Annotated in this window: 18 protein-coding genes; 6 read left to right on the forward strand and 12 right to left on the reverse strand. The window is 70.7% G+C overall.

Annotated features, from left to right (window positions below; translation table 11 throughout):
- The first annotated feature begins 40 nt into the window (after positions 1-40).
- Entirely contained in the window at positions 41-1,114 is a 1,074-nt protein-coding gene (locus tag ACIBGM_RS43640) for an SAM-dependent methyltransferase (RefSeq protein ID WP_396388911.1), read from the forward strand.
- On the opposite strand, the gene ACIBGM_RS43645 is transcribed toward ACIBGM_RS43640, so the two are convergent.
- Positions 1,050-2,291 (reverse strand): alpha/beta hydrolase fold domain-containing protein, encoded by a 1,242-nt coding sequence (locus tag ACIBGM_RS43645; protein WP_360531999.1) that lies wholly within the window; start codon positions 2,289-2,291, stop codon positions 1,050-1,052. The two genes, ACIBGM_RS43640 and ACIBGM_RS43645, sit on opposite strands and share 65 nt — an antisense overlap.
- A gap of 110 nt (positions 2,292-2,401) precedes the next feature.
- Between ACIBGM_RS43645 and ACIBGM_RS43650 the strand changes: the two genes are divergently transcribed.
- Together ACIBGM_RS43650 and ACIBGM_RS43655 are read left to right on the forward strand one after the other, a co-directional pair.
- Positions 2,402-2,818 (forward strand): alpha/beta hydrolase fold domain-containing protein, encoded by a 417-nt coding sequence (locus tag ACIBGM_RS43650; protein ID WP_360531996.1) that lies wholly within the window; start codon positions 2,402-2,404, stop codon positions 2,816-2,818.
- Positions 2,815-4,293 (forward strand): MFS transporter, encoded by a 1,479-nt coding sequence (locus ACIBGM_RS43655; RefSeq protein ID WP_360531993.1) that lies wholly within the window; start codon positions 2,815-2,817, stop codon positions 4,291-4,293. Before ACIBGM_RS43650 ends, ACIBGM_RS43655 begins: the two co-directional genes overlap by 4 nt.
- 9 nt (positions 4,294-4,302) lie before the next feature.
- Here the strand turns inward: ACIBGM_RS43655 and ACIBGM_RS43660 are convergent, their stop codons facing one another.
- Together ACIBGM_RS43660 and ACIBGM_RS43665 are read right to left on the reverse strand one after the other, a co-directional pair.
- The gene (locus ACIBGM_RS43660) at positions 4,303-5,553 is read right to left on the reverse strand and encodes a DUF6596 domain-containing protein (protein WP_360531990.1); all 1,251 of its coding nucleotides are present in this window, start codon (positions 5,551-5,553) and stop codon (positions 4,303-4,305) included.
- 82 nt (positions 5,554-5,635) lie between these two features.
- Positions 5,636-6,202, reverse strand: a complete 567-nt coding sequence (locus ACIBGM_RS43665) for a TetR/AcrR family transcriptional regulator (RefSeq protein ID WP_396388912.1) — start codon at positions 6,200-6,202, stop codon at positions 5,636-5,638.
- Positions 6,203-6,265: 63 nt separating this feature from the next.
- Here ACIBGM_RS43665 and ACIBGM_RS43670 point away from each other — a divergent pair, with 63 nt between their 5' ends.
- On the forward strand, positions 6,266-7,816 hold the full coding sequence (locus ACIBGM_RS43670; protein WP_396388913.1) for an ABC transporter ATP-binding protein: 1,551 nt from the start codon (positions 6,266-6,268) through the stop codon (positions 7,814-7,816).
- On the opposite strand, the gene ACIBGM_RS43675 is transcribed toward ACIBGM_RS43670, so the two are convergent.
- The 7 genes from ACIBGM_RS43675 to ACIBGM_RS43705 are packed head-to-tail and all read right to left on the reverse strand — an operon-like array spanning position 7,807 to position 15,989.
- On the reverse strand, positions 7,807-8,214 hold the full coding sequence (locus ACIBGM_RS43675) for a TIGR03668 family PPOX class F420-dependent oxidoreductase (RefSeq protein WP_396388914.1): 408 nt from the start codon (positions 8,212-8,214) through the stop codon (positions 7,807-7,809). The two genes, ACIBGM_RS43670 and ACIBGM_RS43675, sit on opposite strands and share 10 nt — an antisense overlap.
- 1 nt (position 8,215) lies before the next feature.
- Entirely contained in the window at positions 8,216-9,808 is a 1,593-nt protein-coding gene (locus tag ACIBGM_RS43680; protein WP_360531984.1) for an NAD(P)/FAD-dependent oxidoreductase, read from the reverse strand.
- 2 nt (positions 9,809-9,810) lie between these two features.
- A complete protein-coding gene (locus ACIBGM_RS43685) occupies positions 9,811-10,635 on the reverse strand; it encodes a CoA ester lyase (protein ID WP_360531981.1) in 825 nt (274 codons plus the stop codon).
- Positions 10,636-11,823, reverse strand: a complete 1,188-nt coding sequence (locus tag ACIBGM_RS43690; RefSeq protein WP_396388915.1) for a CaiB/BaiF CoA transferase family protein — start codon at positions 11,821-11,823, stop codon at positions 10,636-10,638.
- Positions 11,820-13,808 (reverse strand): SUMF1/EgtB/PvdO family nonheme iron enzyme, encoded by a 1,989-nt coding sequence (locus tag ACIBGM_RS43695; RefSeq protein ID WP_360531975.1) that lies wholly within the window; start codon positions 13,806-13,808, stop codon positions 11,820-11,822. The genes ACIBGM_RS43690 and ACIBGM_RS43695 overlap by 4 nt, the downstream gene beginning before the upstream one ends.
- A complete protein-coding gene (locus tag ACIBGM_RS43700) occupies positions 13,805-14,707 on the reverse strand; it encodes a ribokinase (protein WP_396388916.1) in 903 nt (300 codons plus the stop codon). The genes ACIBGM_RS43695 and ACIBGM_RS43700 overlap by 4 nt, the downstream gene beginning before the upstream one ends.
- On the reverse strand, positions 14,697-15,989 hold the full coding sequence (locus tag ACIBGM_RS43705; RefSeq protein ID WP_396388917.1) for an ADP-ribosylglycohydrolase family protein: 1,293 nt from the start codon (positions 15,987-15,989) through the stop codon (positions 14,697-14,699). Before ACIBGM_RS43705 ends, ACIBGM_RS43700 begins: the two co-directional genes overlap by 11 nt.
- Before the next feature lie 80 nt (positions 15,990-16,069).
- Between ACIBGM_RS43705 and ACIBGM_RS43710 the strand changes: the two genes are divergently transcribed.
- Positions 16,070-17,632 (forward strand): alkaline phosphatase D family protein, encoded by a 1,563-nt coding sequence (locus ACIBGM_RS43710; RefSeq protein ID WP_396388918.1) that lies wholly within the window; start codon positions 16,070-16,072, stop codon positions 17,630-17,632.
- 12 nt (positions 17,633-17,644) lie between these two features.
- On the forward strand, positions 17,645-18,454 hold the full coding sequence (locus ACIBGM_RS43715) for a discoidin domain-containing protein (RefSeq protein ID WP_360531963.1): 810 nt from the start codon (positions 17,645-17,647) through the stop codon (positions 18,452-18,454).
- Between the two features lie 3 nt (positions 18,455-18,457).
- On the opposite strand, the gene ACIBGM_RS43720 is transcribed toward ACIBGM_RS43715, so the two are convergent.
- Both ACIBGM_RS43720 and ACIBGM_RS43725 read right to left on the reverse strand, forming a co-directional pair.
- A complete protein-coding gene (locus tag ACIBGM_RS43720) occupies positions 18,458-19,591 on the reverse strand; it encodes an ADP-ribosylglycohydrolase family protein (protein WP_360531960.1) in 1,134 nt (377 codons plus the stop codon).
- Complete coding sequence (locus ACIBGM_RS43725) at positions 19,591-20,877, reverse strand: extracellular solute-binding protein (RefSeq protein WP_360531957.1); 1,287 nt, start codon at positions 20,875-20,877, stop codon at positions 19,591-19,593. The genes ACIBGM_RS43720 and ACIBGM_RS43725 overlap by 1 nt, the downstream gene beginning before the upstream one ends.
- Positions 20,878-20,884: the final 7 nt, after the last annotated feature.

Here is a 20,884-nt window from a genome sequence, read left to right on the forward strand (position 1 = left end):
ACAACTCAGGTCACGTGACCCGGGCCACTACGATCCCCTCATGGGTACGACGGACGACACCCAAGCGCTCGCCGATCGACTGCTCCGCCACGCCGGTGCGGCCCTGGAGATCTATACGGTCTACCTCGGCGAACGCCTCGGCCTGTACCGGTCGCTCGCCGAGCAAGGCCCCGCGACCTCGACCGAGCTGGCCCAACGCACCGGCACCGCGGAGCGCTACATCCGCGAGTGGCTCGAGCACCAGGCCGCCAGCGGACTGCTCGAGGTCGACGACCCGACTGCAGAAGCCGCCGTACGGCGGTTCAGCCTGCCGCCCGCGTTCGTCCCCGTCCTGGCAGATCCGGACGACGTTCGCTACCAGGCGCACCAGGGTGTCGAGATCGCCCGCGCCGGCCGCCGGCTGCCCGAGCTGGTCGAGGCCTTCCGGACGGGCGACGCGCCACCTCCACTCCCCTGGGAGCCGGAAGGTCGAGCGGAGTGGAACCGGCCGCTGTTCCTCAACCTGCTGGCCAAGTCCTGGCTGCCGGCGATCCCCGAGCTCGACCGCAGGCTGCGCTCCGACCCACCGGCCCGGCTGGCCGACGTGGCCTGTGGCACGGGCTGGGCGGCGATCGCCATCGCACAGGCCTATCCCCGCGTCACTGTCGACGGCTACGACCTCGACGAGGACGCCGTCGCCGCCGCGCGCGAAAACGCGGAGGAAGCCGGCGTCGCCGATCGGGTCACGTTCTCGGTAGTCGACGCCGCCAAACTGAAGCAGACGCCCGGCTATGACCTGGTCACGGTCATCGAGGCCCTGCACGACATGTCGCGCCCGGTCGAGGCGCTCCAAGGCGTCCGCGACATGCTGGCCGCCGACGGGACCGTCCTGATCGTCGACGAGCTCGTCGAGGACGAGTTCACCGCCCCGGCCTCGGACATCGAGCGCTACCACTACAGCTGGAGCGTCCTCTCGTGTCTGCCCGACGCGATGGGCGACCCCGAGACCGCGGCAACGGGAGCAGTCATGCGCCCGTCAACGCTGCGCCGCTACGCCACCGACGCCGGCTTCACCGACGTACAGACCCTTCCGATCCAGGACGACTACCTGCGCTTCTATCTGCTGATCCCCTGATCGAGGCGGCGAACTCACCGATCCGCGTCATCGCCTGCTGCGCCTCGGGCAGGAACGACCAGAAGAGCTGGAACACGTGGGTGTCGGCCGGATACAGCTCGGCTACCACGTCGACTCCAGATTTCTCCGCCTGCTCGATCAGCCGGCGCATGTCGTCCCCGACCGGATCGCCGGTGGCCGACTGGACCAGCAACGGCGGCAGGCCGTGCAGGTCGGCGTTCAGAGGGCTCAGCAGCGGATCGTCCAGCGGATGCCCACCGACGTACCAGGAGGTGACGCGCGCCATCGTCTGGAACTGATCCTGCGTGGCAAGCGGTGAGCTGCCGTCCAGGATCGCGGCCACGTTCAGCCCCGGGCACAGCAGTACGGCGCCACCCGGCAGCGGCAGGCCCTGCTCGCGCAGCAGAAGGAGGAGCGACATCACCAGCCCGCCACCCGACGAGTCCCCGGCGACCAGAAGCTCCTCCGGGGCGACTCCTTGCTCCAGCATCCACAGATACGCGTTCCGGGCGTCGTCCACAGCGGCGGGGAAGGGGTGCTCCGGCGCCAGCCGGTAGTCAGGCACGAGTACGCCGGAACTCGTGCTGACCGCCAACGCCCCGGCCAGCGCCCGGTAGCCGTACGCCGATCCGAGCACGAACCCACCACCGTGGAGCAGCAGCACCGAAGGCGGACCACCCACCTGCAAGGACGGAACCCCTCCGGCGGTCACCGGCACGACCGGGACGTCGGCCGGCGGCTCCACCTGCGCGAGCATCCCCTCGTACGCCGCCCGCATCCGGCCGACCTCTCCCTCGAAACCCTCCTCCGCCAGCGGCGCCCACATCCGGTTCACCCGGTTGGTCAGCTCGCCACCGACCGAGCGGGTGGTCGCGATCGCGCTGTCCAGGTCGCCGAGCAGGGTCCGGGCCCGGTCGAGGAACGCCTCGCCGGCGAGTGTCAGCTCCACCCGATGCGTCGAGCGCCGGAGCAGATCGCAGCCGAGGAGCCGCTCCAAAGCCCGGATCTGCCGGCTCAACGCGGGCTGCGACAGGTACAGCCGAGTGGCCGCCCGGCCGAAGTTGAGCTCCTCGGCGACCGCGACGAACGACCGCAGGTGCCGGAGCTCGATCGCATCCGGGGTCTGCGGCATCGCCAGTACGTCGGCTGTGTCCTCACCACGCCCGTTGTCGGTCATGACGTTCATTCTGGCCCGGATCGGCGTCGGATGGTGATGCCGATGACGCACCACCGTCATGCACGATCGGCCTTTCCCTCCGGTCCGTCGCCGGTGCCAGCGTGTGAGCCATGACGACCGTACGAAGTGCCGCGGTTCAGCTCCGCGGAAGCAGCGGGCCGATCTGGGCCCGGGTCTACTGGCCCCCGGCGAGCGGCACGAGCCCGCCACTGCTGGTGTTCCTCCCCGGCGCCGGCGATCCCGACCCCGAGTGCCGGCAGCTGTGCCGGCGCGGCGGACTGGTGATCCTCGCCGGCCCGACCAGCCCGCAGTACGACGAAGCCGTCGCCGACGCCAAGGCGATCGTCGGCTGGGCCGCGGACCATGCCGTCGAGCTGCAGGCCGATCCCGCCCGCCTGCTGATCACCGGCACCGGCGACGGCGCCCGGGTCGCGGCGGCGGTGACCCGGCTCGCGGCGGACGAGGGCTGGCCCGACCTGGTGCTGATGCCCGACCTGATCACGACTCTTGAAGGGACGAACCGATGAAGGCGACCAAACGAGAGTGGACGGGCCTGGCGGTCCTCGCGCTCCCGACGCTGTTGCTGTCGCTCGACGTCAGCGTGCTCTACCTGGCCCTGCCCAGTCTGAGCTCCGATCTCGGCGCCGACAGCACCGAGCAGCTGTGGATCCTGGACATCTACTCGTTCCTGCTGGCCGGCTTCCTGGTCACGATGGGAACGCTCGGCGACCGGATCGGTCGGCGGAAGCTGCTGCTGATCGGCGGCGCCGCGTTCACGGTCGCGTCAGTCCTCGCGGCGTACTCGAGCAGCCCCGAGATGCTGATCGCCAGCCGGGCGATGCTCGGGATCGCCGGAGCGACCTTGATGCCGTCGACGATGGCGTTGATCCGCAACATGTTCCACGATCCGGCCCAGCTCGCGCAGGCGATCGGTCTGTGGTTCAGCTGCTTCATGGTCGGCATGCTGATCGGCCCGGTGGTCGGCGGGTTGCTGCTCGAGCGGTTCTGGTGGGGTTCGGCGTTCCTGCTCGGCGTACCGGTGATGCTGCTACTCCTGATCGCGGGTCCGCTGCTGCTTCCGGAGTACCGGGACACCTCGGCGGGCAAGCTCGACCTGCTCAGCGTGGGGTTGTCGCTGGCAACGATCCTGCCGGTCGTCTGGGGACTCAAGGAACTGGCCCGCCACGGCTGGGCGACCGCTCCGCTCGTTGCGATCCTGGCCGGGCTGCTGATCGGCATCGGCTTCATCCGGCGCCAGCAACAGCTGGCGCATCCGTTGCTCGACCTGCGGCTGTTCCGGACGCCGAAGTTCAGCGCCGCCCTCGGCATCTCCGTCGCCGCCGGTGTGGTGATGGCGGGGATCTCGCTCCAGGCTGCGCTCTTCCTGCAGGTCGTCGAGGAGCTGACTCCGTTCCAGGCCGGGCTCTGGCTGCTGCCACAGAGCGTGGCGATGATCTTCGGCCTGTCGCTGGCGCCGCGGATCGCCCAACGGCTGCCGACGTCGACCACGGCCGCGATCGGCCTGGCGATCTCAGCAGCCGGCCTTCTGGTGGTCACCGGCGGTGGGCTGGGCTTCCTGGTCACCGGCCTGACCCTGACCTCGTTCGGCATCGGGATGCCGATGGCTCTCACGATGAACCTCATGCTGGCCGCGGCTCCGCCGGAGCGGGCCGGGTCGGTCGCCTCACTGGCCGAGACCAGCGGCGAAGGCGGTATCGCACTGGGAGTCGCGCTGCTCGGGAGCCTGGGGACGGCCGTCTACCGCAAGCAACTCGACGTGCCGGCGACGTTGCCCGACGACGTCGCCCGGCAGGCAACGGAGAGTGTGGGCGCCGCCCATCAACTCGGTTCCGACCTGGCGGTGGCCGCGAAGGCAGCGTTCGTCAGTGGGCTGAACGTCGTCGCTGTCGTCGGCGCCGTCGCCTTCCTCGCCTGCGCACTCCTGGCCGCGCTCGCCCTGAAGGAAGCTCCGGCCGAAAACAAGGTCACCGAGTCGGTGTGATCCCGCGCGTCAGCCGCCGGTCGTCCCAGACGGGATGCCGGCGGCCTTCGCGTTCAGGTAGCGCTGCTCAGGCAGGCTGGTGGTACGGCGCGCCGCGGCCAGGTAATGCTCCCGCGCCTTCGCCGGCGCCCCCGCCCGTTCGTACAGATGCGCCCGGACAGCGTCCAGCCGGTGGGTCTCGGTCACGTTCTTGTCGTCGTCGAGAGTTGCCAGCAGGTCGAGACCGGCCTGCGGACCTTCGACCTGAGCGAGGGCGATCGCGCGGTTCAGCGTGACCATCGGGTTCGGCGCGAGCTTCTCCAGCAGCACGTACAGCCCGAGGATCTCCCGCCAGTCCGTCTCCTCGGTGCTCGGCGCCTCCGCATGGACCGCCGCGATCGCCGCCTGCACCTGGTACGGCCCGACCTCACCCCGAGCCAGCGTCTCCAGGATCAGCGCGACACCTTCCTCGATCTGCTTGCGGTCCCACCGGCTCCGGTCCTGCTCGTCGATCGGGACCAGGCCGCCGTCGGCCGTCGTCCGCGCCGTACGACGGGAATCCGTCAGCAGCATCAACGCGAGCAGGCCCGCCACCTCGCCGTCGCCGGGCAGCGAGTCGTGCAGCATCCGGGTCAGCCGGATCGCCTCGGCGGTCAGCTCGACCCGCTGCAACGCCTCCCCCGAGCTGGCCGTGTAGCCCTCGTTGAAGATCAGGTACAACACCTGCAGGACGACACGCAGCCGGTCGGCCCGCTCCTCCTCCGGCGGCATCGCGAACCGGCTGCCGGCCGCCTTGATGCTCTTCTTCGCCCGGCTGATCCGCGGCGCCATCGTTGCCTCCGGCACCATGAACGCGCGGGCGATCTCGGCCGTGGTCAGACCGCCGACCGCACGCAGCGTCAGCGCGACCTGCGACGCCGGTGTGACAGCGGGATGGCAGCACAGGAAGAGCAGGGTGAGGGTGTCGTCGGCGTCCGGTGGGGCGTCCACATCGGCGCCTGGGGCAACGAGTTCCTCCGGCCCGGCCATCGCCGCTACGGTGTCCTCCCGGCGCCGCCGCGCGTTCTCGCTGCGGAACTGGTCGGTCAGCCGCCGGGTCGCGACCGTGATCAGCCAGCCCCGCGGATTCGCCGGCACCCCGTCCACCGGCCACTGCGTCGCCGCCGCCAGCAAAGCCTCCTGTACGGCGTCCTCGCACAGGTCGAACTGCCCATGCCGCCGAGCCAGGAACCCCAGCACCTGCGGCGCCAACTCCCGCAGTACCCCTTCCACTCCACCCATCACGCCTCCACCCTAGGTGAGTCCCCACTCAGTCGTGGAAAACGGCGCAGATCCGGCCCGATCACCAACCGAAATCGACAACTCAACGGTCGGCCGGAGGGCGGGAGGGCGGGGAGGTGGGGGTGGCGAGGATGCCGGATTCGAGGGTTTGGAGGACGGTGGCGGGGGCGGTGAAGCGGGTCAGGTCGCCTTCGGTGATGCCTTCCCAGCCGATGTAGACCATCCACCAGATCATCCGGCTGATCCAGGCCGGCGGCAGCGACGGCGCAAAGACTCCGTCCGCCTGCCCCCGGGCGATGAGCTGGTCGATCGGCTTGCCGACCTGGTCAAGCCGGGTGAAGAAGTCCTGCACCCACTGCGCCGCTTCCGGATAGGTGGTGTTGAAGCTCGGCTCGTTGTACAGGAAGAACAGCCGCGGGCCGAGGTCGAACCACCCGGTCATCAGGCGCTGCAGCGCCTCCCTGGCCGGCCCCTGGTCGAGCTGGGCCTCCTGGATGGTCCGCTCGGTCTGCTCCAGGACGTCCTCGGCGAGTGCCCGGATCAGCGCCTCGCGGTCCGGGAAGTACCGGTGCAGGGTGCTGCGCGCGACCTGCGCCTCGGTCGCGATGTCGCCCAGCGAGGCGGTCCGCCGCTTGGCGAACACCACCACCGCAGCCTCCAGGATCGCCCGGTCCTGGACGGCCTGGCCGCGTCGACACCGATCACGTCGGCCGTGGCGCTGCTCGTCGTACTGCTGGTGGTCAGCTCCGGGCTCGGCCTGGTGCAGTGGATCCTGCTCGGCAAGATGGGCGAGCGGGTCGTGCTCGACGCGCGGAGCTCGATGGTGCGGCGCCTGTTCCGGGTGCGCGTGGGTGAGCTCGCGGGCCGCTCCCCCGGCGAGCTCGTCACCCGGGTCACGTCCGACACCGTGCTGCTCCGCGAGGCCGCCGCATCGAGTCTGGTGCAGCTGGTCAACGGCGTGATCTCGCTGGTCGGCGCGCTGGTGCTGATGGCGATGCTCGACGGCGTGCTGCTGCTCACGACACTGGGCGCGCTGGCCGCGGTCGGGATCATCGTTGCGTTGCTGATGCCGCCGATGGCGAAGGCCCAGGAGCAGGCGCAAGGTGCGGTCGGCCGGCTGGGCGGCTCACTGGAAGGTGCGCTGCGGGCGATCCGGACGGTCAAGGCCAGCCGGGCCGAAGCGCGGGAGAGCGACCGGGTCATCTCCGAGGCGACCGAATCGGCGCGGCAGAGCGTCCGCGCGGTCCGCTATGAAGCCGTCGCCTGGACCGCGGCCGGCTTCGGGATCGGGTCCGCGACCCTGCTCATCCTCGGCATCGGCGCCTGGCGAGTCAGCGAGAACCTGCTGACTGTTTCGGCCCTGGTCGCGTTCCTGCTGTACGCCTTCCAGCTGATGGAGCCGGTGGGCACCCTCACGCAGACTGTCAGTGGTCTGCAGTCCGGAGTCGCGGCCGCGATGCGGATCCGCGAGGTCGACGCCTTCGAGCTCGAGCCCGCCGACACCAATCCCGGCCGTACGACGAACGTGCCGTCAGCGCTCACGTTCGAGAACGTCACCGCCCGCTACGCGCCCGGCGCGGCACCGGCGTTGCAGGACGTCAGCCTCACCATCCCCCGCCGCGGCCACACCGCGATCGTCGGTCCGTCCGGAGCCGGCAAGACCACGATGTTCTCGCTCCTGCTCAGGTTCCTGAACCCGGACTCCGGCCGCCTGGTGCTGGACGGCGTACCGCTGCCGGAGTGGTCGCTGGAGGACCTGCGCCGCCGGATCGTGTACGTCGAGCAGGACACGCCCCTGGTTCCCGGCACCCTTCGGGAGAACCTGCTCTACACCCACGAGGACGCCGGCGAGCCCGCGCTCTGGGAGGCGCTCCGGGCAGTCCGCCTGGAGGACCGGGTTCGCGAGCTACCGGACGGCCTCGACACGGTGTTGTCCACCGCGGCCATCTCCGGCGGCGAGCGGCAGCGCATCGCCCTGGCCCGGGCGCTGGTCAGCGACCCCGAGATCCTGCTGCTCGACGAGGCGACCGCTCAGCTCGACGGCCTGACCGAGGTCGCCGTCCACGAGGTGATCGCCCGGATCGCCGGGACCGGCGCCGTCCTCACGATCGCCCACCGGCTGTCCACGGTCATCGACGCCGACCAGATCGTCGTCCTCGAGTCCGGCCGGGTCCGCGCCCGCGGCACCCACCAGGAGTTGCTCGCGACCGACGACCTCTACCGCGACCTGGTCGCCGCCCTCCGGATCGCGACTCAGGTGTAGGACCAGCCCGACCAGTTCTGCACCTGGACGGCGATCACCGGCCCGCGCGGCGGCTCGGCGTCGTACTGCGGGTACTTCGCCTGCAGCAACTCGACCGCCGCCGGCAAGGACGGCAGCACCCGCGCGACGCCGTCGAGCCGGACCCACCACAGGTGCGTCCAGTCCTCGTCGTACTCGTCGACGAGGACCGCGACCCGGTCGTTCTCCGCGATGTTCCGCAGCCGCCTCAAGTCTGTCGTCGTCTTCGGCTTGTGGTCGATCGCGACGTACACCTCGTCCCCGTGCACCGCATAAGTCACTGGTACGACGTGCGGCCGCAAGTCAGCGCCTACGGTCGCCAGCCGCCCCACCCGCGCCGCCGCAACCCGGGCCCTGCAGTTGGCTTCGTCGAGTCGCACGTCACTGTTGGAGTCGTCGGAGTGCGGCCGTCGGGAGGGTGCGGGTCAGCGGGCCGAGGACAGAGGCGTCGCGGAGCGCGGTCCGGGCCGCCAGGTGACCGCAGGCGCCGTGGACGCCGCCGCCGGGGTGGACCGCCGAGCTGCCGAGGTAGAGCCCGGAGACGAACGTCCGCGGACTTCCCAGCCCGATGGTCGGCCGGAAGATCAGCTGCTGCTGGAGTTGCATGGTGCCGCCGCCCACCGCACCGAGCCCGAGCGCGGCGTTGCCGGCTTCGAGGGCGCTCGGGATCTGCACGTCCCGGTCGATGATCAGCTCGCCGAACCCGGGAGCGAAGCGCTCGATCGCCCGCTCCATCCGGTTCGCCAGTTTCGCCGCGGACTCGTCGTCCGCCACCCTGCGGGGCAGGTGCGCGTAGGCCCAGACCGCCTCGGTGCCCTCCGGTGACCGCGACGGGTCCGCCTTGGTGGTCTGCCCGATCAGCAGGAACGGCGTCGACGGGAGCCGGCCGGTGTCGAGGTCGGCGGACAGGTGGACGAGGTCGTCGGCGGTGCCGCCGAGGTGCACCACGCCGGCGGACCGCGCCTCCGGCGAGCGCCACGGGATCGGCCCGCTCAGCCGGAAGTTCAGCTTCACCGTCGGGTAGTCCCACTCGAACCGCTCGTCCAGGTCCCGCCGCAACCCCGCCGGAATCGTTGCGCTTGGCAACAACGAGTCGTAGAGCGTGGGCGCGGACGTGTCCGCGATCACCGCCCGGTTGACGACGACGGTCTCCCCGGACGCCGTCCGTACGCCGGTCACCCGCCCGGACGACACCTCGATCGCGGACACCGGCGTCCCGCGAACGAGCAACGCACCGGCTCGTTCGGCCCGCCGGACCAGCGCGCCCGACAGCGAGCTCGATCCACCGGCCGCGACCGGGTAGCCGACATCCTGCGCGAGCATGACGAGCAACCAGCCCATAGTGCCGCTGACGGCGCCGGACAGCGGGGCGTCGGCGTGCAGCGAGTTGCCGGCGATCAGGGCCGGGCCGCGCGATCCCTCGAACAGCTCCTGGCCCATCCGGTGCATCGGCATCGCCATGAACCGCGCGAAGCGCAGCAACTCCCCCACCGACCCGAGCTTGCGGGCCAGCTTGATCCCCGGCACGATCGGCGGCCAGGTGGTGAGCAGCGACTTCAGCAGCGGCTCGCGGATCGTGACGTACTGCTGGTAGAGCCGCAGCCACGCGTCGCCGTCACCCGGGTGGTCGACACCGATCGACTTGGCCGTGTCCTCCGGGTCCGGGTGGATCGCGACCGCGGCGCCGTCCTCGTCGAGCAGGTGCACGAGGGGCAGCGGCGCGTGCGCCCAGCGCAGACCGTGCTTCTCCAGCTCCAGCGCGCGCAGCACCGGTGAGGCCACGCCCAGGGGGTAGTTCGAGCTGAAACGATCACTGATCCAGCCGTCACTCTCGGTCGACCGGACCGCGCCGCCGAAGGTCTCCTCGGCCTCCAGCACCAGCACGTCCCAGCCCGCGTCGGCGAGGGCGATCGCGCTCACCAGCCCGTTCGGCCCCGACCCGATCACCACGGCATCAACACTGCGCGGCAGCATGCCTACGACCTTAGCTCGATCTCTCGCATCAGGGTGCTCACTTCGCGGGCGCGCCCCACCATGGCGGGGTCGACCATCCGGCCGTCGGGCAGGACGATCACGCCGCCCGCCGACACGCCGGCCTTCTCGACGGCGGCGAGCAGGGCCTCGGCCTCGGCCACCTGTACGGCGGTGGGCGTGAAGCACTCGACGATCGTCGCGAGCTGCCGCGGATGGATCGCCGTACGCCCGACGAAACCGAGCGCACGACCCTCCAGCGACGTCTCCCGGAGGCCGTCGAGATCGTGCACGTGCGGGTAGACCGACATCATCGGCGCCCCCAGCCCGGCGGCCCGGGAGGCGGCAACCAGCCGGCCGCGCGCCCACGCCAGACCGGCGGGGCCGTCCACGCCGAGCGAGCTCTGCAGATCCGCCTCACCCAGCGCGATCGCGGTCACCCGCGAGTCGGCCGACGCGATCTCGAACGCCTTCTCCAGGCCCAGCGGCGACTCGATCAGCGCCGTAATCCTTGCCGACGGCACCTGCTCCAGCACGGCGTGCACATCGGCCGCGCTCTCCACCTTCGGCAGCCGGATCCGGATCCGCGGTACGGCGGCCACCGCGGCCAGGTCGTCCTCGATCCACGGCGTGCCCGGCGCGTTGACCCGCACCTCGACCGATCCCGAGGCGTTGGCAGCGATCCAGGCCACCGCCCAGCCGCGTGCGGCCGCCTTGTCGTCGACCGGTACGGCGTCCTCCAGGTCGAACACGACCACATCCGCTCCCGCGGCGACCGCCTTCGCGAAGCGGTCCGGCCGGTTCGCCGGGACGTACAGCGCTGTGAGCACTCAGACCACGCCGGCTTCGCGCAGGGCGGCCAGTTGGGCAGGCGTCACCCCGATCTCGGCGAGCACCTCGTCGGTGTTCGCGCCGTGCGGCCGGCCGGCCCACCGGATCGACCCCGGCGACTCCGACAGCCGGAACAACACGTTCTGCATCTGCACCGGACCCCCCAGTTCCTCGTCGTCCACGGCAACGATCGTCTGCAGCGCGGCGTACTGCGGATCGGCCATGATCCCGCGGATGTCGTGCACCGGCCCGATCGCGGCCTCCGCCTTCTCGAACTCCGCCATCACCACGTCCAGCGGCCGCTCGGCGATCCACGACCCGACCGCGTCGTCCAGCTCGTCCGCGTGCTGCGCCCGCTCGCGCCCGGTGGCGAACCACGGCTGCGCGACCAGATCCGGCCGGCCGACCAGCGTCACCACCCGCTCGGCGATGCTCTGCGAGCTGGTCGACACCGCGACCCACCGGCCGTCCGCGGTCCGGTAGACGTTGCGCGGCGCGTTGTTCGACGACCGGTTCCCCAGCCGCGGCTGCACGTACCCGGTCTGCTGGTACGCCGTGATCCCGCCGCCGAGCATCATCAGGATCGGCTCGATGATCGCCATGTCGATCACCTGCCCCTGGCCGGACCGGTCCCGCTCGCGCAGCGCGACCATCACCGCGTACGCCGTGGCCAGCGCCGTGATCCCGTCCGCGAGCCCGAACGGCGGCAGCGTCGGCGGCCCGTCCGGCTCACCCGTCACCGCCGCGAACCCGCTCATCGCCTCGGCCAGCGATCCGAACCCGGGCCGGCCCGACCACGGCCCGACCTGCCCGAACGCCGTCACCCGCGCTATCACCAGCCGCGGGTTCGCCGCCAGCAGCACGTCCGGGCCCAGCCCCCAGCGCTCCAACGTCCCGGGCCGGAAGTTCTCGATCAGTACGTCGTTCTCCCGCACCAGATCGAGGAACACGTCGCGACCGCGGGACAGGTCGAGCGTCGCCAGCCGCTTGTTCCGGCCGAGCGTCTTGAACCACAACCCGACGCCGTCCTTCGACGCGCCGTGCGTCCGCGCCGCATCCGGCCGCGCCGGATGCTCGATCTTCGTGACGTCGGCCCCGAAGTCCCCCAGGAACGTCGCCGCCAGCGGCCCCGCAAACAGCGTCGCCGCCTCCAGCACCTTCACACCCTCAAGCGGAACAGTCCTCATCCTGCAATCCTGAAGCCGATGGTTTCGGAGCGGTCCAGGCCGGCGCCGGTGAGGACGAGTTTGAAGCTGACCTCGGGGGGCTGTGGGCCGCCGTCGGCGTACCAGTCGGAGCCCTCGGCAACGTAGTGCGACCCGCCCTTGAGGATGCAGAACCGGCTGCGGCCGTCCCGGTGCTCGCTCTCGGTCAGGTTCCACACCAGCGGCTCGACCCGGGTGAACCCGTCCAGTCCGGCGGCGACCTGCCACTCGTCTTCGGTCGGCAACCGTCCGCCGCGCCAGTCCGCGTACGCGCGCGCATCCGGCAGGTCGACGTACGTGACCGGCTGCGCCTCGGTCCCCGGCACCGGCGCCCCGTCCACCCAGTGCTTCAGGAAACGGTTCGGGATCCGCGGCCGGTAGCCGGTCGCGGCCAGGAACTCGGCGAAGTCGACGTTGGTCACCTCGGACACCGCGACCGAGATCCCGCTCAGCGACACCGAGCGGCTCACGGTCTGGATGTCATGCAGACGTGGCGGCAGCGGCTTCCACTCCTCCACGTACGGGGCTTGGTCGTACAGCCCGGTCTCCCGGCGCCGATGCCGGACGACCAACTCCCGCTCCCCCGCCGGTACGACGACCGCCGGGCCGATGTCGGCGTTGCCCGAGACCTCCGGGACCGGCTGCCGCTCGGCCGGCGCCATCGGGAACGCGGAGTCCTTGACATGCGGCCGCGGCAGCGTGCCCAGCCGTCGGGCCGTGGCCCGGCAACTCGATCCCGCGGTCGCGCCGACCCGGACGATGCCGGTGACACCACGCCCCGGCACGACCAAGTGGACACCGTCGTCGTCGGCGGTGATCGGCACGCCGGACGTCACGTCGTACCAGTCGCCGACCTGGTCCTCCGAGCGCAGCACGATGCCCTCGAAGTCCTCCTCGTCGCGGTTGATCAGCGTCCAGAAGGTGATGTCGGCCAGGTCCCAGCGGGAACCGTAGATGCCGTGGTCCCGCGCCTTGTCCGGGACCTCCGGCGTCAGCTGGATCCAGTCGCCGTTCAGCAGCACCGGCGCGAACGCGCGCTGCGCCGCGACCATCCGGCGCAGGGTCGCCCGGTCGCGCGCGCTCCAGCCGACCCAGGCCGAGAACACCGACTCCCAGACCAGCATGCCGACGCCGTTCACCCAGGCTGACTGCAACTCGTCGCTGTGGTCGCGGTTCCAGCGGCGGGTGTGGTGCATCATGTGCCGGCGCTCGAACAGGTGTGCCCGCAGCACGCCGGGTGCCCGGGTGTCGGCGAACCACTGCGCCCAGGACAGCGCGTGGTCCCCGATCCTTGCCATCGGCAACCGGGACTCGCCCTCCAGGGCGATCGACGGGTTCGCCTTGCGCAGCGCGCGGGTGAGCTTCGGGTCGCCCTCCTTCAGCGTGTCCAGGAAGACGCCGTCGACCGCGTACTCGGTCACCAGTGCGGCGAACTCGTCGGCGTCGGGGCGCGCGGCCCGGCGGGTGCCGACGTCCCACGGGTTGTAGTCGAAGAACACCTTCAGCCCGAGTCGGTGCAGGTCGTCGACCAGCTCGCGCAGCTTCGGCACGTCGCGGTAGAAGTCGAACTGGTTGCGCGAGTCGATCCCGATCACCGGGTAGGCGTGCCACAGCACGATCGCGTCGTACCCGCCGAAGTCGTCGACGCCGTGCTGGACGAACTTCTCCGGGGTGAACTTCCCGGTCCGGACGTCGTACAGCTGGTCGTCCCAGAGCCAGACGAGCGCCACCGAGTACGCCGTCTGGGTCCACTCCCGACCCGGCACCTCGTAGTGGGTGCCGTCGTACGGCGTCCGGTCGTAGGCGCCGATCAACCACTCGGCGAGCTTGCCGCGCCACCGCGGCAGGTCGGCCGGGTCCTCCGGCGCGCCGAGGATCTTGGCGTCGTCGAGGTAGGCCAGGTCGGCCCGGAGCCCCAGATCGACCCTGCCGGGCAGATCGATGGGCCGCGGCTCGAGCGGATTCACAGGTACACCTCCGCATAACGCGCGTCGATTGCATCCCCGTGCGGCACCGAGGAAATAGCCCCCGCGGCCTGAACACTCAGTGAAGCAGCAACGTTAGCGCGTCGGACAGCATTCGTCAGGTCGCTTGCCGTGATCGCATCGGTGGTTGACACGGCAGCCAATGCTGCCGCCAACACACCGCAGAACGTGTCCCCCGCGGCAGTGGTGTCGACCACGTCCACGGGCACCCCGGGGACGGCGATCTCGTCGGCGCCACGGGTCAGGATCACTGCGCCGGCGCCGCCCAGCGTGACCACCGCGGCCGGCACCCGCTTGAGCAGCGCGGACCGGTCGGAGCCGGCGATCAGCTCGGCCTCGGTCTCGTTCACCACCAGCAGGTCGACCTCGGCGAGTAACTCGTCGGACAGCTCGGCCGCCGGGGCGGCGTTGAGGACGAAGTACGAGCTCGCCGCGGCCGCCGCCTGCACGGTCGGGAACGGGATCTCCAGTTGGGAAAGGACGATTTTCGCTCCGCTCACCGCCCGGCTCGCTGCCTCGGACAGGGTCAACTCGCCGTTCGCGCCCGGCGCGACCACGATCGAGTTCTCCCCTGAGTCGTCGACCGTGATGATCGCCGTCCCGGTCGGAGTGGCTTCCAACCCCGAGACCAGAGCGAGGTCGACACCGGAGGCGGACAGCGCGTCGCGGAGGAGCTCACCCGCGTCATCGACGCCGAGTGAGGCAACGATTGCAGTACGTGCACCCGCCCGCGCCGCCGCGACGGCCTGGTTCGCCCCCTTGCCGCCCGGGCCACGGGTCATCTCCCCGGCGAGGACGGTTTCGCCGGGACGTGGAATCCGCCGGACCGGCAGCACCAGATCCACGTTCGCGCTACCTACGACGACAACGTCAGGCTCCACCCCGCGACACCTCCACAGTCCTCGCAGCCAGCCCGTCGATCGCGATCTGGTTCATTCCCGGCAGGCTTGTGGCCACCCGGTTGTCCAGTGGTGCAGACCACTCTGCCGGAACCCCGCGGACAGCGCCAAACACCGCACCGACCGTGGCGCCGACCGAGTCGGTGTCCCACCCACCCATCACCGCACGGCCCACAGCGTCGCCGAAGTCGGCGGCGGTCAGCGCGTACGCCGTCAGCGCCGTGTTGTTCACCGCGTGCACCCAGTGCAGGTCGCCGTACTCGCCGTGCAGAGCGTCGAGCGCTTCGTCCAGGCCGGTGTCCGCGAGCTCCAGCCCGAAGCGGACAGCTTGTGCGATTGCGCCGTCCTTGGCCACGACGTCGAGCCCGGCGACGGCCACCTCGCGCGGGTCGTCCAGGACCATCGCGGCTGCCGACATCGCGGCGACCCACAACGCGCCGTCGACCCCTGCGCCGGTGTGGCTCAACCGGGCGTCCACGAGCGCGAGCCGGGCGGCCGCCGTCCGGTCGCCCGGGTGCGCCCAGCCGTAGGCGTCGGTCCGGATCTGGGCGCCGATCCACTCCCGGAACGGGTTGCCGACCACCGCCGCCCGTGCGGGCTCGACCCCTTCGAGAAGGTTGCGGTAGGCAACGCGCTCGGCGGTGAACACCCGGCCCGCGGGCAGGTCGTTCAACCACGCCAGCGCGACGTCCTCCGTGGTCAGCGCGGAGCCGTGCCGCTCCAGCAGCTGGAGGGCGAGGATGGCGAAGTTGAGGTCGTCGTCCTCGGGCATCCCGTCGATGTTCTCGCGCAGGCTGGTCGGCATCGAGCGCTTGTTCCACGGCCAGCGCCGCTGCACCTCGTCCGGCACACCGATCGCGGTGATGTACTGCGTGAGCGGCCACTGGCCCGACGTCTCGAGGATTTCCCGGATCCCCTCCCGCGGGATCTTCTCGACCACCTTGCCGAGCAGGTTCCCGGCGGCGCGGCCGAGCCACGCGTTCAGGACCCGCGACTCGTCCGGCGTGCCGAGCACGGGCAGGTCGGGGACGTCCGGCTCCGGCCAGCCGGTCCACCGGCGGTCGAGCTCGTCCATCAGCTCACGAGCCAGCGACCGGAGCTCCGGCGAGGCGGGAGCGTCCGAGGCACCCGAGGCCGGGGCGTCCGTGCTCCCGCCGGCCGCGAGCCAGCGCTCCTCGACGTCGGTGACGTCGACCCCCTCGGATCTCGATTGGACCAGTTGATGCGGCAGCAGGTCTTCGGGCTGCACCCAGGTCAGTCTCATCGGGCTACTTCCTTCCCCTGTTGCAGCAGGCGAAACGCACCGCTGGTTCGCCGTCTCACGACTGCCTGATACTCCGTCACATGCCCACCCGCCGTAGCTTTCTGACCGCGACCGGCGCCGCCGCCGCTCTCGCCCTCACCGGCGACCTTCCCGGTCTTGGACCAGTAGGAATACCGCATCGCACCGACAATCGGCCGCTGTTCACTCTGGGCGTCGCGTCGGGCGACCCAATGCCGGACACCGTGGTGATCTGGACGCGTCTCGCGCCGGGTCCGCTGGAGCCGTTCGGCGGGATGGACGACCGCTCGGTGAACGTCGACTGGGAGGTCGCCGAAGACGAGACGTTCCGCAGAGTAGTACGACGCGGCACCGCTCACGCCCGGCCGGAGTACGCCCACACGGTGCACGTCGACGTACGTGGTCTGCGTCCGTGGCGGCACTACTTCTACCGCTTCCGCGCCAAGGGCCAGCTCAGTCCGATCGGCCGTACGCGGACCGCGCCCGCGCCGCAGGACCAGCCCGCGGTGACGATGGCGGTCGCGTCCTGCCAGGCCTTCTACGACGGCTACTACACGGCGTACCAGGACGTCGTACGGCGGGACCACGACGTGGTGCTGTTCCTCGGCGACTACATCTACGAGGTCGGCGTCGGTCCGACGGCCGGTGTCCGCAACCAGGCCGTGCCGGTCGACTTCGCGGGCGAGATCTTCACGCTGGACGAGTACCGGGCGCGCTATGCGTTGCACCGGACCGACCCCGACCTGCAGGCTGCGCACGCCGCGGCGCCGTGGGTGGTGACGCTCGACGACCACGAGGTCGAGGGCAACTGGGCCGACTATGTCTCCGAGGACGGCCTGCCGCACGACGACTTCCTGGTACGGCGTGCCAACGGCTTCCGCGCGTACTGGGAACACATGCCGCTGCGCCTCGACCAGTCCGCCGACGGACCGTCCATTCGCCTGCACCGCCACCTCCGCTTCGGCCGCACTGCGGACCTCAGCGTCCTGGACACGCGGCAGTTCCGCGACGACCAGAGCGGAACCGGCGGCTGGCTGCCACCGGACGACGTGACCACGGACCCGTCCCGGACGATCACCGGAGACGCGCAGGAACGCTGGCTGCTCGACACCCTCGGCCGGTCCAGCAGCCGATGGAACGTCGTCGCCCAGCAGGTCGCGATGGCTCAGCTTGACCGCAAGACCGGGCCGGACCTCGAGCTGCCGATGGACACCTGGAGTGGGTACGCCGCCTCCCGCGACCGGGTGCTGTCCGGCGTCCGCGACCGGCGGGTGCGCAACTTCGTCGTCCTGACCGGAGACCTGCACCGCAGCGTCGCGTCCGACCTCCGGGTGAACTTCGCCGACCCGGCGACTCCCGCGGTCGGCAGTGAGTTCGTCACCACGTCGATCTCGTCCGGCAAGGACGGTGTCGACGCCGACGCCACCGGCCGAGCCCTGCTCGCCGAGAACCCGCACGTCAAGTTCCAGAACGTCCAGCGCGGCTACCTCAGCTGCCGACTGGACCGCACCCAGTGGACGTCGGAGTTCCGCATCGTCGACCGGGTCACCACGCCCGGCGGCACGGCATCCACCCGAGCCACCCTGGTCGTCGAGGACGGCCGTCCCGGAACCCACCTGGCCTGAACGGACCCCGCCATGAACCGCGCCGCCCTGCTCCTTCTCCTGGTCCCGGCAGTCGCAGTTGCCGTCAGCAACAACAACGCCGTCGAGATCAGCGCCACCCCGCAGCCGGTCGAGGTGGTCCCATTGCCGTGCTTCCCGTCCGGCAAGCTCACCCTCGGCATGACCAACACCGGCCGCAAGCCGACCATCGCCGACATGCGGATCAGCAGCGACCCGGAGCTCACGCTGTCCCGCCACCAGTTCTCCAGCTACCTTCCGGTCGACCAATTGGTCAAGGCGCCGCTCGAGATCACCATCCCGCGCGGCACCGCCCCCGCGACGTACGACGTGAACCTCAGCGTCGGCCGGGAGCGCCTGCGCGTCCCCGTCACCGTCCGGCCCGTGCCTCCGCGCGACAACCTGCTCCTCGGCGAGCAGGCCATCGCATCGTCCACGCACGGCAACATGCGGTTGTGCGGCGGCGTCGACGGCAACGCCGACTCCGAGCAGTGGGGCGCCAGCGGCTGGCACGACGCCACCAAAGGCGTTTTCCCCGACACGTACGGCGTCGACTTTGAGCAACCCACGACGGTCGGCCGCATCGTCCTCCAGACCCTCGACTCGGCCCGCTACCCCGCGGCCGTGATGGGCCTCCGCGACTTCGACATCCAGGTCCGCACCGCGGGCGCCTGGACGACGGTCGGCGAGGTGCGCGGCAACGTGCAGGGTCGCGTCACGGTGACCTTCCCGCCGCAAGCGGTCGACGCCGTCCAACTCGTCAGCCACGACTCCAACGACCACGGGTACTCGCGGATCGTGGAGCTGGAGGCGTTTGCCAACTGACATTCAGACCAGCGCGTCCAACACGGCCGTCCGCCGGGCCCACCGCTTGGCGTCGGCCGTGCGGATGTCCTCCGCCACCGACGCCATCACCCGGCCTGGTCGCTCCAGGTTCGTCTTGCTCGCCTCGGCGACGTCGGCCGCCCAGTCCGCCGGCACGCCGGCCAGGCCGTTCAGCGCACCCGTGATCGCGCCGGCCATCGACGCGATCGAGTCCGCGTCCCGGCCGTAGTTCGTGCCGCCGAGGACGGCACGCCGTACGTCGCCTCCGGAGACCAGCACGAAGCCGAGCGCGACCGGAAGCTCCTCGATCGCCTTGGTCCGGCTCGGCCGGCGGGCGTCCAGCGACTGGTCCCGGTAGTCCGGCCCGACGGTGTCGAACGGCTCGATCGCCTTGCGCAGCAGCGGAATCGCCTGCTCCCAGTCGATGATCCCGTCGGCCGCGTCGGCCACCGCCTCGACGGCCCTCCGAGTGCCGTCCTTGGCCAGGCTCAGCGCAGCGTCCACCGCCGACGCCGCGGTGGCGTCCGGGGCCATCGCGGCGGCGACGGCGGCCGCGAACACCCCGGCCGCCTCCCGCCCGTAGCTCGACTGGTGGGCGCCGGCCAGGTCGATCGCCTCGGCGTAGGCGCCCTCCGGGTCGCCGGCGTTCGCGATCCCGACCGGCGCCATGTACATCGCCGCACCGCAGTTGACGATGTTGCCGACGCCGGCCTCCCGCGGGTCGACGTGCCCGTAGTGCAACCGGGTGACCAGCCACTTCTCGGCCAGGAACACCCGGTGCAGCAGTAGCGCGTCGGTCTCGAGCTCGGGCACCCAGCGGCGCCCGGTCAGCATCTTCGGCACCAGCAGGTCCGCGATCGCGTACGCGTCCAGGTGCGTGCGGCGCTCGTCGTACACCTCGACCAGCGCGTGCGTCATCAAGGTGTCGTCGGTGATGTGCCCGTCGCCCTTGTGGTACGGCGCGATCGGGCGGGCGGTGCGCCAGTCGTCGTACCACGGCCCGACGATGCCGGTCACCCAGCCGCCGTGCCGCTCCCGGATCGCCTCCGGGGTCCAGCCCTCGACGGCACCGCCGATCGCGTCACCGACCGCCGAGCCGACGAGGGCACCCGTTGCCTTCTCTTCCAACAGGGACATCAGCTGTTGACCTGACCCCATCCGTCACTCAGTTTCTTGCCCAGCGTCGCCAGGTCGGTCTTGTTCGCCAGGTACTCCTGCAGCGCCGGCGTGGCGATCTGGTCCTTCCACTTCGGGTAGTTCTCCACGCTCTGGAACGGCGCCTTGGTCAGCTCGTTGCCACTGGCCAGCGTCTGCTCCCAGCCGTTCTTGCCGCCGGTTTCCTTCAGGATCGCGTCCCGGGCCGCCTGGGTGGTCGGGATCAGCCAGTCGCCCTGGCCGACCGCGGCCAGGTTCTCGGCCTTCATGAAGTAGTCGATGAACTTCGCGGACTGCTCGATGTGCTTGCCCTCGGCCGGCACCGACAGCGTCTGCGGGTTCGCCGCCTGCTTGGTGCCGGTGCCCTTCAGCGGCGGCAGCACCTCCCACTGGAAGCCCTTCGGCGCCTGCTCGACCATCTGCTGCGCGGCGTAGTTGCCACCGACAACCATCGCGTACTTGCCGGCGAAGAAGCCCGGCAGTACGTCGGAGCCGCTCTGGGTCAGCGAGGTCGGCTCGATCGACTTGTCGGTGTAGGCCATCGCGTGGATCCGCTTCGGCACCTCGAGCTCGGCGTCGCCGATCTTCGCCTTCGCGTCCCGGCCGGAGCCCTCGAAGAACTGCGCGTCGAAGTTCATGCCCAGGTTCAGCACGGTCGCGGTCGGGCTCTTCAGGCCCCAGCCGAGGCCGAACTTGCCGCCGGTGGTCAGCTTCTTGGCGTCCGCCTGCAGCTGGTCCCAGCTCAGCGAGTCACCGGTCGTCGCGATCCCGGCCTGCTTCAGCAGCGCCGAGTTGCCGAACACGACGTACGACTGCAGCAGCGTCGGCGCCGCGATGATCTTGCCGTCGCCGGTCTTCACGGTGTCCCAGACACCCTGCGGCACCGCGTCCTTCGTCTCCTGGCTCAGGTACGGCGACAGGTCGGCCAGGTACCCCTGGTTGGCGAAGCCGGTGATGTCGGCGGACTCGTCGTGGATGATGTCCGGCGCCGTACCGCCCTGGAACTGGGTGACCAGCTGGTCGTGCACCGAGTCCCAGCTGCCCTGGACGTACTCGACCTGGATGTTCGGGTTGGCGGCGTTCCAGTCCGCGACGATCTTCTTGGTCGCGGTGACGGTGGTCTTCTGGAAGGCGAGGCTCTGGAACTTCAGCGTCACCTTCTCGTTCGACGACCCGGAGTCCCCGGAGCCGTCGTCGCTGTTGCCACCACAGGCCGCGAGCGTCACCAGCGCGCCGGCCGCCAGGAGGGCGGTTACTGCTTTTCTCATTGCATCT

Source organism: Kribbella sp. NPDC050470 (assembly GCF_044458365.1).
GTDB lineage: Bacteria > Actinomycetota > Actinomycetes > Propionibacteriales > Kribbellaceae > Kribbella.